Raw genomic sequence first — 15482 nt, 5'->3', positions numbered from 1 at the left:
GCGCCGATATCGAGTGAAAGACGATGTCCCCAATAATGATTAAGCCAATTACCTTGTAGTTGGTTTAACAATTATGCTCTTTAACAATCTGGAACAAGCTGAAAATTGAAAACAACGCACATTGTTTATCGCTTAAACAATGTGAGAGTCTCTCAAAAATCTCAACTTGAAGTGTTTTTCAAACACACAAACGAGTGGCATGAGCGAGCAGTGTGAAATTCAAGGCGGCTAGCGCACAGCAAGCGCAGCGTACAATAGTACGTGAGCATTGCGAGCACTACCCAACGAAGAAGTTCACCACGCACAGCCATGACGTTAAGTGTCGTCTGATAAGAAGACACCTTCGGGTTGTGAGGTTAAGCGACTAAGCGTACACGGTGGATGCCTAGGCAATCAGAGGCGATGAAGGACGTGCTAATCTGCGATAAGCGTCGGTAAGGTGATATGAACCGTTATACCCGACGATTTCCGAATGGGGAAACCCAGTGCAATTCGTTGCACTATCGTTTGATGAATACATAGTCAAACGAAGCGAACCGGGGGAACTGAAACATCTCAGTACCCCGAGGAAAAGAAATCAACCGAGATTCCCCTAGTAGCGGCGAGCGAACGGGGAGCAGCCCAGAGTCTTAATCAGCATTAGTATCAGGAGAACGGTCTGGAAAGTCCGGCAGTAAAGGGTGATAGCCCCGTATCTGAAGATATTAGTGTTGTGAACTCGACGAGTAGGGCGGGACACGTGTTATCCTGTCTGAATATGGGGGGACCATCCTCCAAGGCTAAATACTCCTGATTGACCGATAGTGAACCAGTACCGTGAGGGAAAGGCGAAAAGAACCCCGGCGAGGGGAGTGAAATAGAACCTGAAACCGTGTACGTACAAGCAGTGGGAGCCTTGATTTATCAGGGTGACTGCGTACCTTTTGTATAATGGGTCAGCGACTTATATTCTGTAGCAAGGTTAACCGTATAGGGGAGCCGTAGGGAAACCGAGTCTTAACTGGGCGAATGAGTTGCAGGGTATAGACCCGAAACCCGGTGATCTAGCCATGGGCAGGTTGAAGGTTGGGTAACACTAACTGGAGGACCGAACCGACTAATGTTGAAAAATTAGCGGATGACTTGTGGCTGGGGGTGAAAGGCCAATCAAACCGGGAGATAGCTGGTTCTCCCCGAAAGCTATTTAGGTAGCGCCTCGTGAACTCATCTTCGGGGGTAGAGCACTGTTTCGACTAGGGGGTCATCCCGACTTACCAACTCGATGCAAACTACGAATACCGAAGAATGTTATCACGGGAGACACACGGCGGGTGCTAACGTTCGTCGTGAAGAGGGAAACAACCCAGACCGCCAGCTAAGGTCCCAAAGTCATAGTTAAGTGGGAAACGAAGTGGGAAGGCTCAGACAGCCAGGATGTTGGCTTAGAAGCAGCCATCATTTAAAGAAAGCGTAATAGCTCACTGGTCGAGTCGGCCTGCGCGGAAGATGTAACGGGGCTAAACTATGCACCGAAGCTGCGGCAGCGATATGTAAATATTGTTGGGTAGGGGAGCGTTCTGTAAGCCTGTGAAGGTGTACTGTGAGGTATGCTGGAGGTATCAGAAGTGCGAATGCTGACATAAGTAACGATAATGCGGGTGAAAAACCCGCACGCCGGAAGACCAAGGGTTCCTGTCCAACGTTAATCGGGGCAGGGTGAGTCGACCCCTAAGGCGAGGCAGAAATGCGTAGTCGATGGGAAACGGGTTAATATTCCCGTACTGGTGATAATTGCGATGGGGGGACGGAGAAGGCTAGGCTGGCCGGGCGACGGTTGTCCCGGTTTAAGGATGTAGGCAGGTGAATTAGGCAAATCCGGTTCACTATATGCTGAGGTCTGATGACGAGTCACTACGGTGGCGAAGTAGCTCATGCCCCGCTTCCAGGAAAAGCCTCTAAGCTCTAGATTATCATTAATCGTACCCCAAACCGACACAGGTGGTCAGGTAGAGAATACTCAGGCGCTTGAGAGAACTCGGGTGAAGGAACTAGGCAAAATGGTGCCGTAACTTCGGGAGAAGGCACGCTGGCGCTAGGTGAAGTGGTTTACCCATGGAGCTGAAGCCAGTCGCAGATACCAGCTGGCTGCAACTGTTTATTAAAAACACAGCACTGTGCAAACACGAAAGTGGACGTATACGGTGTGACGCCTGCCCGGTGCTGGAAGGTTAATTGATGGGGTTATCCGTAAGGAGAAGCTCTTGATCGAAGCCCCAGTAAACGGCGGCCGTAACTATAACGGTCCTAAGGTAGCGAAATTCCTTGTCGGGTAAGTTCCGACCTGCACGAATGGCGTAATGATGGCCAGGCTGTCTCCACCCGAGACTCAGTGAAATTGAACTCGCTGTGAAGATGCAGTGTACCCGCGGCAAGACGGAAAGACCCCGTGAACCTTTACTATAGCTTGACACTGAACATTGAGCCTTGATGTGTAGGATAGGTGGGAGGCTTTGAAGTGTGGACGCCAGTCTGCATGGAGCCAACCTTGAAATACCACCCTTTAATGTTTGATGTTCTAACGTTGCCCCGTTATCCGGGGTGCGGACAGTGTCTGGTGGGTAGTTTGACTGGGGCGGTCTCCTCCCAAAGAGTAACGGAGGAGCACGAAGGTTGGCTAAGCATGGTCGGACATCATGCGGTTAGTGCAAAGGCATAAGCCAGCTTGACTGCGAGAGTGACGGCTCGAGCAGGTACGAAAGTAGGTCTTAGTGATCCGGTGGTTCTGAATGGAAGGGCCATCGCTCAACGGATAAAAGGTACTCCGGGGATAACAGGCTGATACCGCCCAAGAGTTCATATCGACGGCGGTGTTTGGCACCTCGATGTCGGCTCATCACATCCTGGGGCTGAAGTAGGTCCCAAGGGTACGGCTGTTCGCCGTTTAAAGTGGTACGCGAGCTGGGTTTAGAACGTCGTGAGACAGTTCGGTCCCTATCTGCCGTGGGCGTTGGAAGATTGAAAGGGGCTGCTCCTAGTACGAGAGGACCGGAGTGGACGCACCACTGGTGTTCGGGTTGTCATGCCAATGGCATTGCCCGGTAGCTAAGTGCGGAAGAGATAACCGCTGAAAGCATCTAAGCGGGAAACTTGCCTTGAGATGAGTCTTCCCTGACCCTTTAAGGGTCCTAAAGGAACGTTTAAGACTAAGACGTTGATAGGTTGGGTGTGTAAGCATAGCGATATGTTGAGCTAACCAATACTAATGAACCGTGAGGCTTAACCTGACAACACCGAAGGTGTTTTAGAGATTGAGAGATGAGATTGATTCAATGAGCGTGAGAAGCCGAGAGGCGAGGGACATGGCAGCTTGTTCAAGATTGCAGTTCTGGTTTAGTGACGAAATGTGCTAAACGGGAACAAACCGAATTTGTCTGGCGGCAATAGCGCGGTGGTCCCACCTGACCCCATGCCGAACTCAGCAGTGAAACGCCGTAGCGCCGATGGTAGTGTGGGGTCTCCCCATGTGAGAGTAGGGAACTGCCAGACATTAAATTAGTGAGAAAGCCACCCATTGGGTGGCTTTTTTGCGTTTGGGGAAACCGAAATCACGCAATTTAGGGAGAGAGGCCTACATCGTGTGCTTATCATTAAAGGTGATAAGCTAACTAGTAGTCAACTCAGCAATTAAGTCACTTCGGTGAAAGGGATGATGACACGAGTGGGTGTTCTCTTTGTTGACGTGGCTCGTGTGACTTCTCGTGATTAATCATCAGCTTAGTGAATGTGCTTTGTATTTATGGCACTTATTGTCATCGAGGACCAATAATCCATTCAGTAACTTACGAGTACGTCTACTTCATTTTTTATCATTTTAACCCTTATCGAAGCTAGTTTTTATTGTATCCCTTATCATTCAAATATATAGATGCCCATAAATCATATTTTACGATGTATTAAAATATAAAATTGATTGATTGATTTAAAACGAATGGTCTGGCATTACTTATTGTCCTCTATATTTAATAAAATTTGCTATTAAACATAATAAAACTATACCATTATAATTATTATTCCTCCCTAATTAATAATGTTTGATAGTTAAAGTTTAAAAATGATGAGTTTTAGTTTTTACTATAAATAAGTAAAAATACAGTTGTAAATTGTTTATTTTTTCTTTTTTTAGAGAGGGTATATGGTTTTGCTGAATGGAAAAAACTTAAAACTTCATGATATAGAATTAATTATGAATGGTGAAGATATTGCTGTGGATTATATGGTAGTGGAAAAATTAGAAGAAAGCCATAACCTATTAATATTAGAGGCCGAGAAAGGAGTAAGGATATATGGTCTAACAGTAGGTGTTGGCTTAAATAAAGATACGGAATATATAAAATTAAATGGTAGGTTTACTGAAGAGCTAATTGAAAAATCAACGATATTTAATAAAAAACTAATATGTGCACATTCTGTGGGTATAGGTAAGCCAATAGATAGCTGTTTAATTAGAGGGATCATGGGAATTCACATTAACATGTTACTTAATGGTTATAGTGGAATTCAACCTAGAATAATTAATAGCTATGTCGAATTACTTAACAGAGATATCATTCCTTTTATCCCAAGCATGGGTTCTATTGGTGAGGGGGATATTACTATATTGAGTCATATAGGGCTTACATTATTAGGTGAGGGAGAGGTAATTTACCAAGGTAAAACAATGTCTTCTTCAAAGGCACTTCAACTTGCGGGCATTCCCCCCATAGAACCTTGGGCAAAAGATTCACTCTCTTTATTATGTTCAAACGCTTATTCTGTTGCTATAGCAGCTGCTGCGTTATTAAAAACAGCACATTACATAAATATAAGTGAGTTATTGTATTGTTTAAATCTTCAAGCCTTAAATGGTAACCTCTCACCTTTAAATCAGCAGGTTTTGGATGCTTGTGCATACCCTGAAGTTATTGCAATGGGAGAAAAACTTAGAAGCCTATTAGTTGGTTCTTCGTTGGAATGTTACGACGATGAACGTCATTTACAAGACCCTCTAAGCTATCGTTGTGGGGTATATCGGCTAGCAGAGTTGCGTTTAAGCTATGAACAAGCTAAAGAACAGCTCCTCATTCAAGTAAATGGATCAAATGATAATCCATGCGTGCTCACTAAACATGTAAATAATAATTTGGCTGAAAATGATTGTCATCAGGCAGTGCTTCCAAGTGGAAATTTTGAAACACTACCTTGGGTTTTATCTATCGAAAAATTAAGTTTAGCGATTGCTCATAATGCACTAGCAAGTGTACCGCAGATAGTAAAACTTAATGACCCTTATTTTACACAGCTAACTCGGTTTTTAGGTAATAGAACTGCATTTCATGCACTTGGTGCCATTGAAAAGCCCGCAGTTACTTTAGCAATGAGAATTAAATATCTAGCAATGCCAGCTTCATTAGATTACTTCTCTGTCGCAGGTGGTGTTGAGGATACTGCGACGAATGCACAGTTTGTTGCTGAAAAATTAAAAAATCAATTAATGTATGGATATGAATTAATTTCGATTGTGTTTTTATGTGTGGTACAAGCAATTAATTTAAGAAAAGAGAAAGATCCCTCTTATTTATTATCTTCAAAAACAGATAGTATTTATCATATGATAAGTGAATGTATTGATTTAAATGGTGAAGATAAATCACTTTCAAAAGAATTAACACTGATACATGATTATATCTTAAATTATGAAATATAATCATCGGGCAGTTAATTAAGCTAAATTGAAATTTAATGATGGGTATTTAGTCAGTATTTTTTTAAACCACGGAGTAAAAATCTCCGGTTGTTGATTAATTTCATAAATAAGTTTAGAAATACTAACCCAGCGGATGGATGCGACTTCTTCAATATTGGGATAGATCACTTTATTATAGTGGCCAACATATAGGTGGTCATATTCATGTTCTATTAATCCTCCACTCACTTCAGCATGGTAAGTGAATGAACCAACATGAGTTAAAGGCGTGATGAACCCTAATTCTTCATTAAGTCGTCGTTGTGCGGCTTGTAGGGTATCTTCATGTGGTTTTGGATGACTACAGCATGAATTAGCCCATTGGCCAGCAGAGTGATACTTATGAAGCGCTCTTTGCTGGATAAGCAATTCATTTTGGTCATTAAAAATGAAAATAGAGAAGGCGCGATGTAAGCGACCGAGTTGATGTGCGAGTAATTTAGGCATTACACCTATTGGTTCATCATTTTCATTAACTAAAATTAACTGATCTTCCATTTTTATTATTTCCATTAAAAACTATACGTATAGTTTATTATAACTAAAAATAAAAGTTTGCAAATTAGAGCTATTTATCTCTTATTTTAGTTTAATTCTTAGTCTTATTTTTTTTAACTCGCAGCTATTTTATTATTTATATAGCTGCGATAGGGCTGTAGTGAGGATTATTTTTGTTGTAATACCCAAACAGCAGCTTCAACCCTAGATTTTAAGTTTAATTTTTTAAGCAAATGTTTAACGTGAACTTTTACTGTACTTTCTGCAATATCTAGTTTGCGAGCTATCATTTTATTGGACAACCCTTGTGAAATGAGTTCTAAGATGTCCGCTTCTCTTGGTGTTAAGGATGCAATATGGTTTTCATCTTGTGTTGTATTATCCCTTAATGATTCAGCAAGTACTGAAGCTAGCGTTGGGCTGACAACTAATTTTCCACTGGCAGCCTCTTTAAGAGCCACAATAAGCTCTTCTGGTTCCATATCTTTAAGTAGATAACCATCAGCCCCTCTTTTTAACGCGTTGACTAGGTCATCACTATAGTTAGAGACGGTAAAAAGGATAATTCTTCCAGAAAGTTCCCTTTTTCTTAGCTCATCTAGAGTTTCAAAGCCATTCATACCCGGCATATTCAGATCGAGAAGAATTAAATCAGGGTCTTGTTCTGCTGCGATTTGGATACCTGTTTTCCCATCTCCTGCCTCTCCGATGACTTGTAATGAAGGTTCTAAACTAATCAGTTGTTTGACCCCATTTCTTAGCATCGGATGATCATCAATAAGTAGGATGGTTGATTTTTCATTCATTATATTTGTATTCTCCATAGATGATTTTTCCGGTGTTTTAAGCGTCAGGTAAAGGGAAAGTCACTTTAACTTGAGTTCCCCCTTGCTCTCTAGAAATAATAGAACACTCACCCTTAAGACTCAGTGCCCTTTCCCTCATAATAATTAGCCCATAATGGTTAAGTTTATCAGCATTAGATGAGATTCCAGTGCCATCATCAGTAATAGTAATGCTAGCGATACCCGCATGTTGACTTAATGATACTTCAGCCCGCTTAGCATTTGCATGTTTTAGGATATTACTAAGGGCTTCTCGGATTATTTGTATAATATGGATTGATTGGTGTGGCGAAATACTTTTCGCTGGTAGGTTATAATTTAATCCTATTGAATAGCCCATTCGTTCACTGAATTCGCTGATTGTACTCTCTAGAGAGGGTAAGAGCCCAGGCTCAGTTAATTTAAGCCTAAAGGTGGTTAATAACTCTCTTAACTGACTATACGCGGTATTAATCTCACTGCGCATTTCAGTTAACAACTGTTGAGGCCTTTCTGGTAATGGTTCAGGTTGCAATTGCAAATAGCTAATTTGCATTTTTAAGCAGGATAATGATTGAGCTATAGAGTCATGAAGCTCACGAGCAATGGCTGAGCGCTCATCCATTATCAATAGCTGTTGTTGTTGCTCTATTTGATGCTCCATTGCTAACATGCCTGAAATTTGCTTGGCCAATACAGAAACTAGATTGCTTTGTTCATCTGAAAGGACTTCTGTATCTTCAATTTCACCGATGATGACACCATATCGGTGCATGTTGTCAGACAAATCCCACTGCATAGTTATTGCTTTTTTTATTATCGAGGAGGGTTGTTTTGTAACATGATTATCTAATTCAGATAGCCCTATTGAATCACAACATATTTCATGAAAATAGGCATCATTACTTTCTTCGTATAACCGTAAGCTGAGATTTTTTAATAGGGTAATATTTTTGAGCTCAATCAGCACTTTTTGTAAGCGTGAATACAGAGGCTCCGAAGAATGTAAGATTTGGTTTGATTGATATAAATAAGATAAAACGCGATTTTTTGTCATCAGGTCCGCTGTTTTTTCTGCGACCCTTTCCTCTAATTGATGGTAACTTTGAGCCAACTCATCGGACATTTGGTTAAGTGTTTCACCCAAAGCGTTTAACTCATCTTGTTGGTGATTTTTAGGGTAGCGCTGACTAAAATCTTTTTGGCCAATAGCAGTCACCATTGACAATAATTTTACCCATGGGTAATAAATTTTCCGTCTTAGGTGCCACATTGTTCCCATTAATAACAAAAAAACTAAACTAATAAAAACGAGCTGGGTCATTGCGACATAAGCAATTTTTCTTTCTGTTTTTTCATCAATATTATGGACTAGTTCATCAAGCTTATTAACGAATGATATTACTTCGTATCTTGCATCATTTGGTGACTCAGCAGCCATTAGCGCTGGTTTCAGTGTATGTAGCCAATAATTATGAAGTTCATTAAATTGGGGGGTTAAATTTTCGACTTTTACTACTTGTGTTAGTTCTGGGCTTACTAAATCATTTTCTAATATGCCTAGATAACGTTGATTTTGAGTATTTAATGGTACTAAGGAAAGTAACCTGTAGCTTTGCATTCTTAAGGAGCCTGATTTATTTATTGCATGGGCATTGCCTTGGACGCTAATAATCATACGATTTGAAATCGTCATTCCAATAATCCCCAAGATCGCAATAAGTAGCATCAGGCCGATTACTTGGTTAATAATTGAAAAGCGACGATACAGAGTCGGCATTTTTCCTTCCTCAAAAATAAAGCTCATAGTAAATTAAAAAGCTTGAACACCTAGTATTGTTCATAAAGAGCATAATATTAAATATACTACTTTGGTGGTATATTTTTTCGGTGGTGTGAGCGCTAAAGCAAAAAATTAAGCTTTAATATATATACTGATGATTTCAACTAATTGATATTTAATGGTTAATCTATTTTTTTGTTATATTCTAAAATACACATCTACGTATTATAACGTAAATTAAAGATGAATTTCTTTTGATTTAGATCAGTTTGCTTATGTTTGTAACGCGATATGCAATTAAATTTATAGCGAACAAATAAAAATGGTAAACAATGGAGAGAAAGATAGCACTCAACCGTCTGTGCTATCTTATTTTTGAGGTTAACTTTTTTTAAGTTTTTTGAATAAATTGATTATTGCAACTAGAAGTAAACCTACGATTAAACCAAAAAATAAATTAATAATGGTAGGTAAGACAAACTGCATTGTACTGCCAATAATAGGGGTCAAAATTGCGGTAAAAGCAATTTCATCGATCCATTCTGAAATGTAACTAATACCATGTGTCAAAATACCACCACCAACCATGAACATTGCGGCTGTGCCTACAATAGATAAGGTTTTCATTAGATATGGTGTGATATAAATTAAAGCATTGCCACATTTTTTTAGTGCTGTAGATGCTTTCTTCTGCAAGTAAAACCCTAAGTCATCTAATTTAACAATACCTGCGACTAGCCCATAAACACCTATTGTCATTACAATCGCAATAATAGAAAGCACAATAACTTGATTCATAAAGGTCGTTGAAGAAACAATCCCTAATGTTATTGCAATGATTTCAGCAGATAGTACAAAGTCAGTACGGATAGCACCTTTGATTTTTTTACTTTCAAACTCGCTAAGCATTTCAGGAGATAATTGTTTTTGCATAGTAGCGGCTGTTTTTGTTTCGGGGTGCAATAACTTATGTGCAATTTTCTCTGCACCTTCAAAACATAGGTAAGCCCCACCAAGCATAAGTAATGGTGTAATAGCCCAAGGTAAAAAGGCACTAATTAGTAGTGCTAAAGGGACAAGTATCAATTTATTAATAAACGAGCCTTTAGCAACTGACCAAACAACAGGAAGTTCTCTGTCAGCCCGTACTCCTGTGACTTGCTGAGCATTTAAAGCGAGGTCATCACCCAAAACGCCAGATGTTTTTTTAGCTGCCATTTTAGTCATGACGGAAACATCGTCTAACACTGCGGCAATATCATCAAGTAATGTGAGTAAACTGCTTCCAGCCAAAATAATATCCTCATTATTTTCTTTTTTAAGGTGTAGTTAATGTTTATTAGGTTGGTTTAGCGATAATTAGTTCACTTGGTATTAACCATAATCTATAAAATTTAATAATACCATTACAGTTAAAAATGCCGCGCATTGAATTATTAAATTTTTATGACAATGGAACCAATGCGTTTTTTGTGTTTCTAACTAATTAATTTTAGTGAAGTAACACATTTATAGTTGGTCTTTCGGTCTGACTTAACCACTTTGGGTTATAAATAATTTTAAGTAGATTGGTATAAGGTTAATACATGTCTTCTCAGCCAGTTTTGAGCATTGTTGTTGCCGTTTATAATGGTGAAAAATTTCTACCTCAGTTTTTTGAAAGTTTAATAGCGCAAAAATTAGAGAACTGGGAGCTTATTGTTGTTAATGATGGCTCTAAGGATGATAGTGAAAGCGTTATCAATGCTTATGCAGATAAGTTTGCTTGTTTCAAAGTATTATCTCAGGAAAATCAAGGTGTTTCGGTTGCTCGTAATACTGGAATGGCTGAAGCAACGGGGAAATATATTACATTTCCTGATATAGACGATGAAATTAACCCTAAAATGTATGGACGTCTATTAGAAATCGCATTATCTGGAGACCTAGACGTTGCAACCTGTAATGGGACATATGTTTATACCAATGGTGACGCACCGAAGGCTATTTTCCCACCAAACAAAGTACCCTCTACGGGGGTGATATCTGGTCCTGAATGGCTTGAAAAAGGGTTAAGCTCACGTAAGTTTTTACATGTGACTTGGTTGAACTTATACCGTTTAGAGATGTTACGCCAACATGATTTTTTCTTTGAGCCTAAGTTGCATCATCAAGATATTCCTTGGACGACTGAAGTTTTGTTAGTAGCAAAACGTGTGCAATTTATTAATGAACAGTATTATCGTTATTTGATCCATAACCAATCAGTTTCTCACTCATTGACGGGTGATGAACGCTCAGTTCGTAAGATAAACACTTATTTGAAAATCATTGATATGTTGCTAGATATTTATCGGCGCTATCCTGAGCAAGTCAAACAAGCACCAGCTTGCTTATGGCAGGTTGGTAAGGAAGGCTTAGGGGTGATCCAAGCCTTACTGGCAATTAAGTCACCTGAAACACAAAAAGAGATGGTGCAGCAGTTTTTTGATAAAGGTTACTGGCAAGTAGTATGGGAACATGCGACGACAGTAAAACTTAAGTGGCGTTTAATTAGGCGCTATACCAAATTAAAAGAAATCCTTAAATCATAATCTTTTGAAAAGGTAGCTGACAGAGGCTACCTTTTCATTATTTATTTACCTAATTGCTTAAGGGAATTTATAAACATTTCCCATAGTTTTGGGTTATCGAGCTTTGTGGCAACTTGTGTATGGCATTCGGCTTTGGCCGGCATACGAAAATCAGTGACAGTCATCCCTGTAGTTAAAGTACCTTGTAACTCGATATCAATTGGCGCTTTAACTGTTTCCATTATCGATGGGTTAATAACATAAGCGACGGCACAAAGGTCATGGACAGGTGCATGGTCGCTATAACCATTACGTTGGCGATAACCTGTTGTGTAGTAATTTAGGGATTCCACAACAAATTGGCTAATTGGTGTATTCAAACGAGCAATTTGTTCCATAATTAGATCATTTGGCCTAGCCTGGTGGGTGAGGTCTAATCCAACCATGGTAATCGGCCATTTTTCATTAAATACAATATGGGCGGCTTCAGGGTCTATGATGATATTAAATTCAGCTACAGCAGAGCGATTACCGGTATGGTAGCCTCCCCCCATCAGAACGACTTCTTTTACTAACTCTACAATTTCAGGTGCTTTTCTGATGGCTAAAGCAATATTTGTTAATCCACCAATAGGAACGAGAGTAATTGTTTTAGGGGAATGAGATTTGATTGTATCGATGATCAAATCGACAGCATGGCGTTGGTCAATTGGCTGTGTTGGCTCTGGAAGGTGTGTCCCATCAAGCCCTGTGCTTCCATGAACTTCAGGGGCAGTTTGTATTGTCCTTACTAAGGGACGAGGGCAGCCAGCAGCTATAGGGATATTATTTGCACCAACGAATTCCATAATTGCGCGTGCGTTGTGAGTCACTTTGTCTAGAGTTTGGTTTCCAACGACAGTCGTGACAGCGAGTAAATCTATATTTGGGTTACCTAACGCCAAAAAGATAGCCATAGCATCATCATGTCCAGGATCACAATCTAAAATAATTTTGTATTTCTGCATTTTTGCTCCTTTTATTATGTTATTTACTTTTGATTAACATAATATAAGGATTTATTTATTATTTTGTGATTTAAGCTTCATTTTAATGAATACTAATGTAATGAAACTATTCATTAATGTTACTAATATCATAGTGACATAATTAACATATTAATAACAATCATGTTGAGTTTATAAAGATTATGTGTTTCTTATATCCTTTAGCTTGGAGTATAAATACACTTTATTAATAAGTTAATAAACTAGGAGGGAGCATGGATAATTATCTCAATAAATTGCCAGATGTAATTGATTCTGTTGCAACTAACCAGTTTTACCCTAATTTATTATCATGGTTATCTTCATTCATCACATTTGATAATGCGATTGTATATTCTTTTGAGAAAGGTGCGCCTCCTCGATTTCTATCTAAAGTCGAACGTCGCAATAGTGATAGTGTTAATAGGATCTATCAGCGAGGTGCTTATTTAATGGACCCATTCTATCAAGAAATCCAGAAAGGGGGCGCTTCGACGGTACTCACGCTAAAAGAATTGGCACCTAAAGGTTTTTATCACACTGATTATTATCTTAATTTCTATCGTAAAACGGGTTGGTGTGATGAAGCGGGTTTATTGTTAGAAATCTCAACAGGTAGGCAACTAGGGATCTTTTTTGGTAACGAAGATAGACCTTTCTTCTCAGGAAAGCATACACAAGCCCCACTTAAAGATGCTTGCGATATTATTCGTAGTATGGCTAGGCTTCATAAAGAAGTCTCTCCTCATGCAGTTTCTCATCATTACCGAAATGCGGATATGCAAACGCGGTTTGGGTTAACCCCAAGAGAGTGTGAGGTTGTTGAACTGATCCTTGCTGGTAAAGGCTCCCCACAGATTGCACAGTCGCTTTTTATCAGTTTAGGGACAGTCAAAAATCATCGTAAGAATATTTACCAGAAATTAGATATTAATTCGCAAGCTGAATTATTTAACTTATTTATGAATAGGCCAATTCAATAGGTAGGGTGAATTTCCTTACCTCAAAATATTAGAATTATTTAGTTTATTTATCATGGTGTTAGTTTTATCTAATATTTATTAGAATACTTTTAAGTATTTCAACTCATAAATTGTTATATTATTAATATGGCAATAATTATCTAATTAATTGAATTTTATTTAAAAAAATAAACTTTACTAAATTTTATTTTTATATAAATATTCTACTCACGTCACAAATGTTAACTTTATGTTTCGAATGTCCCTAAAGGGCTATGTAATTGTTAATGCAAGGTTAAGATAATCAGGTTATCGAAAGATACTAAACAGGGTATCCGTTATGAATAACCAAGTAGAATCACTAACTTATTATGCTGCAACTAAGAAATATGACTTACGCTTTCCTACATTAAAAGAAGATCTTGATGTGGATGTTGTCATTATTGGTGGTGGCTTTTCAGGGGTCCACACGGCACTCGAGTTGTGTGAAAAAGGTATTACCAATATTGCTATCTTGGAGGGGCGTCACCTAGGCTATGGTGGTTCTGGGCGTAATGGCGGCCAAGTTATGGCAGGTATTGGCCATGATATTGATGCAATTAAAAAATATGTTGGCCCTGAAGGGTTAGAAACGATCTTTAAGCTCAGTAACATGGGGGCTGGGATCATGCGTGAGCGTATCGCTAAATATGATATCGATGCTGATTTCTGCCGCGGTTACGCTTATTTAGGTAGCAACAAGCGCCAAGAAAAAACCTTACGTGGTTGGCTAAAGGATTTTAAATCCGTTGATCCCGATGAGGAAATTGAATTCTATAGTGGTACAGAACTGAAACAGATTATCGGTTCTGATGCTTATACCTGTGGTATCAAACACATGGGGGGTGGGCATGTTCATTCATTGAATTTGCTATTGGGTGAAGCAAAAGCAATAAGTGAAATTTATGGCGCTAAAATTTTTGAAAATAGCCAAGTATTAAATGTTGAGTATGGAAATACCATCACGGTAAGAACGGCGATGGGCACGGTTAAAGCCCAAAAAATGTTATGGGCTTGCGATTCGTTCTTAAACGGTCTTGAACCAACAATTTACCCTAAAACGATTAATACTTACGCATATCAATTAATGACGGAAGAATTGCCGGACGAGCTAATTGAACAGATCAGCCCAATCCGAGGCGCATATAGTGACATTCGCCCTGTAATTGATTACTACCGTGTGACGAATGAAAACCGTTTATTATTTGGCAGTTCGACGCATTTCCTTGAGTACATTCCATCTGATCTTAAAGCATGGAACCGGAATTTAATGTTAAAAGTCTTTCCTTACCTCAAAGATGTCAAAATCGAACTTGCTTGGGGGGGGCCAATGGCCTGTAGTGCAAATTTATTTCCCCAAATTGGTACATTACCACAGCATAAAAATGTGTTTTATGCTCAAGGGTATTCCGGTTTCGGTGTCACGCCTAGCCAAATTGTCTGTAAAGTTCTTGCTGAGGGGATGGTGGAAGGTTCGCATCGTTATGACTTAATGAGCTCTATTCCTCATGCCAACATTATTGGTAAAGATAGCATGCGTAATGTCATTGTTTCACTTGCCAAAATTATGCATCAAACATCGGGTTATTGGCAGGGGCGGCGCTAGTTCGTTATCAGTCCATCTATTTTATTAAAATTGATTAAAGGTAAAAATCATGATTAGTCCATTATTATTGAATAAACCACTGCCGGAATTACTGAATGTAGGTAGTGTTACAAACTTAGGGTCTGTAGTTGTCGAGGGCGATCCTCAAGCGAGTGTTGCGATGATACATGGCGAACCCACTGATAATCTGACATGTGGAATTTTCGCTTGTACAAAAGGTAAGTTCAAAATGGTATACCCATTTGATGAAATGGCGACCGTTCACGAAGGTTCAGTCAAATTAACCGATGTGAAAACGGGTGTAACGGTTGAATATCATAAGGGTGATACATGGTTTGCAGCGAAAGGGACAGAAGTTTTGTGGGAAATTGATGCCCCGCGTTTTGTCAAACATTACCTAGCTTGTGTCAATGCCTAATTAATTCCTATTAA

General features: G+C 39.3%; 10 protein-coding genes and 2 rRNA genes. 7 read left to right on the top strand and 5 right to left on the bottom strand.

Annotation, left to right across the window (positions count from 1 at the left end; all coding sequences use genetic code 11):
* Positions 1-354 precede the first annotated feature (354 nt).
* The 3 genes from M1F14_RS00330 (at position 355) to M1F14_RS00320 (ending at position 5722) form a co-directional block, all read left to right on the top strand.
* Positions 355-3263, top strand: a 23S ribosomal RNA gene (locus tag M1F14_RS00330).
* Between the two features lie 146 nt (positions 3264-3409).
* Positions 3410-3525 (top strand): 5S ribosomal RNA (rrf, locus tag M1F14_RS00325).
* Positions 3526-4171: 646 nt separating this feature from the next.
* Positions 4172-5722 (top strand): aromatic amino acid ammonia-lyase, encoded by a 1551-nt coding sequence (locus M1F14_RS00320; protein ID WP_181469070.1) that lies wholly within the window; start codon positions 4172-4174, stop codon positions 5720-5722.
* 15 nt (positions 5723-5737) lie between these two features.
* On the opposite strand, the gene idi is transcribed toward M1F14_RS00320, so the two are convergent.
* From idi to M1F14_RS00300, 4 genes are all read right to left on the bottom strand, one after another.
* Positions 5738-6259, bottom strand: a complete 522-nt coding sequence (gene idi, locus M1F14_RS00315) for an isopentenyl-diphosphate Delta-isomerase (RefSeq protein WP_071547687.1) — start codon at positions 6257-6259, stop codon at positions 5738-5740.
* 167 nt (positions 6260-6426) lie between these two features.
* Positions 6427-7083: a two-component system response regulator NarL gene (gene narL / locus M1F14_RS00310; protein WP_042849091.1), complete on the bottom strand. Its 657-nt coding sequence runs from the start codon at positions 7081-7083 to the stop codon at positions 6427-6429.
* A gap of 19 nt (positions 7084-7102) precedes the next feature.
* Entirely contained in the window at positions 7103-8863 is a 1761-nt protein-coding gene (gene narX, locus M1F14_RS00305; protein ID WP_042849089.1) for a nitrate/nitrite two-component system sensor histidine kinase NarX, read from the bottom strand.
* A gap of 384 nt (positions 8864-9247) precedes the next feature.
* A complete protein-coding gene (locus tag M1F14_RS00300) occupies positions 9248-10159 on the bottom strand; it encodes a DUF808 domain-containing protein (RefSeq protein ID WP_042849088.1) in 912 nt (303 codons plus the stop codon).
* A 293-nt stretch (positions 10160-10452) separates the two neighbouring features.
* Between M1F14_RS00300 and M1F14_RS00295 the strand changes: the two genes are divergently transcribed.
* Positions 10453-11439, top strand: coding sequence for a glycosyltransferase (locus M1F14_RS00295; protein ID WP_042849087.1), 987 nt, complete (start codon positions 10453-10455; stop codon positions 11437-11439).
* A gap of 41 nt (positions 11440-11480) precedes the next feature.
* Here M1F14_RS00295 and M1F14_RS00290 read toward each other — a convergent pair whose 3' ends face one another.
* Entirely contained in the window at positions 11481-12425 is a 945-nt protein-coding gene (locus M1F14_RS00290; RefSeq protein WP_181469071.1) for a nucleoside hydrolase, read from the bottom strand.
* A gap of 254 nt (positions 12426-12679) precedes the next feature.
* Between M1F14_RS00290 and M1F14_RS00285 the strand changes: the two genes are divergently transcribed.
* The 3 genes from M1F14_RS00285 (at position 12680) to M1F14_RS00275 (ending at position 15468) form a co-directional block, all read left to right on the top strand.
* Positions 12680-13426 (top strand): helix-turn-helix transcriptional regulator, encoded by a 747-nt coding sequence (locus M1F14_RS00285; protein ID WP_042849084.1) that lies wholly within the window; start codon positions 12680-12682, stop codon positions 13424-13426.
* A gap of 319 nt (positions 13427-13745) precedes the next feature.
* Complete coding sequence (locus M1F14_RS00280) at positions 13746-15050, top strand: FAD-binding oxidoreductase (RefSeq protein ID WP_042849083.1); 1305 nt, start codon at positions 13746-13748, stop codon at positions 15048-15050.
* A gap of 49 nt (positions 15051-15099) precedes the next feature.
* Positions 15100-15468 (top strand): cupin domain-containing protein, encoded by a 369-nt coding sequence (locus M1F14_RS00275; RefSeq protein ID WP_042849082.1) that lies wholly within the window; start codon positions 15100-15102, stop codon positions 15466-15468.
* The last annotated feature ends 14 nt before the right edge of the window (positions 15469-15482 follow it).

The sequence above is a fragment of the Providencia sp. PROV003 genome, assembly GCF_045040775.1.
Taxonomy (GTDB): Bacteria; Pseudomonadota; Gammaproteobacteria; order Enterobacterales; family Enterobacteriaceae; genus Providencia; species Providencia huashanensis.
This window is presented reverse-complemented; position numbering and strand designations above follow the sequence as displayed.

Bases quoted from the DNA above. Each gene is read 5' to 3' on its own strand.
- M1F14_RS00295 (WP_042849087.1), top strand. From the start codon at position 10,453: ATGTCTTCTCAGCCAGTTTTGAGCATTGTTGTTGCCGTTTATAATGGT.
- M1F14_RS00320 (WP_181469070.1), top strand. From the start codon at position 4,172: ATGGTTTTGCTGAATGGAAAAAACTTAAAACTTCATGATATAGAATTA.
- narL (WP_042849091.1), bottom strand. From the start codon at position 7,083: ATGGAGAATACAAATATAATGAATGAAAAATCAACCATCCTACTTATT.
- M1F14_RS00290 (WP_181469071.1), bottom strand. From the start codon at position 12,425: ATGCAGAAATACAAAATTATTTTAGATTGTGATCCTGGACATGATGAT.
- M1F14_RS00280 (WP_042849083.1), top strand. From the start codon at position 13,746: ATGAATAACCAAGTAGAATCACTAACTTATTATGCTGCAACTAAGAAA.
- M1F14_RS00275 (WP_042849082.1), top strand. From the start codon at position 15,100: ATGATTAGTCCATTATTATTGAATAAACCACTGCCGGAATTACTGAAT.
- M1F14_RS00285 (WP_042849084.1), top strand. From the start codon at position 12,680: ATGGATAATTATCTCAATAAATTGCCAGATGTAATTGATTCTGTTGCA.
- idi (WP_071547687.1), bottom strand. From the start codon at position 6,259: ATGGAAGATCAGTTAATTTTAGTTAATGAAAATGATGAACCAATAGGT.
- narX (WP_042849089.1), bottom strand. From the start codon at position 8,863: ATGCCGACTCTGTATCGTCGCTTTTCAATTATTAACCAAGTAATCGGC.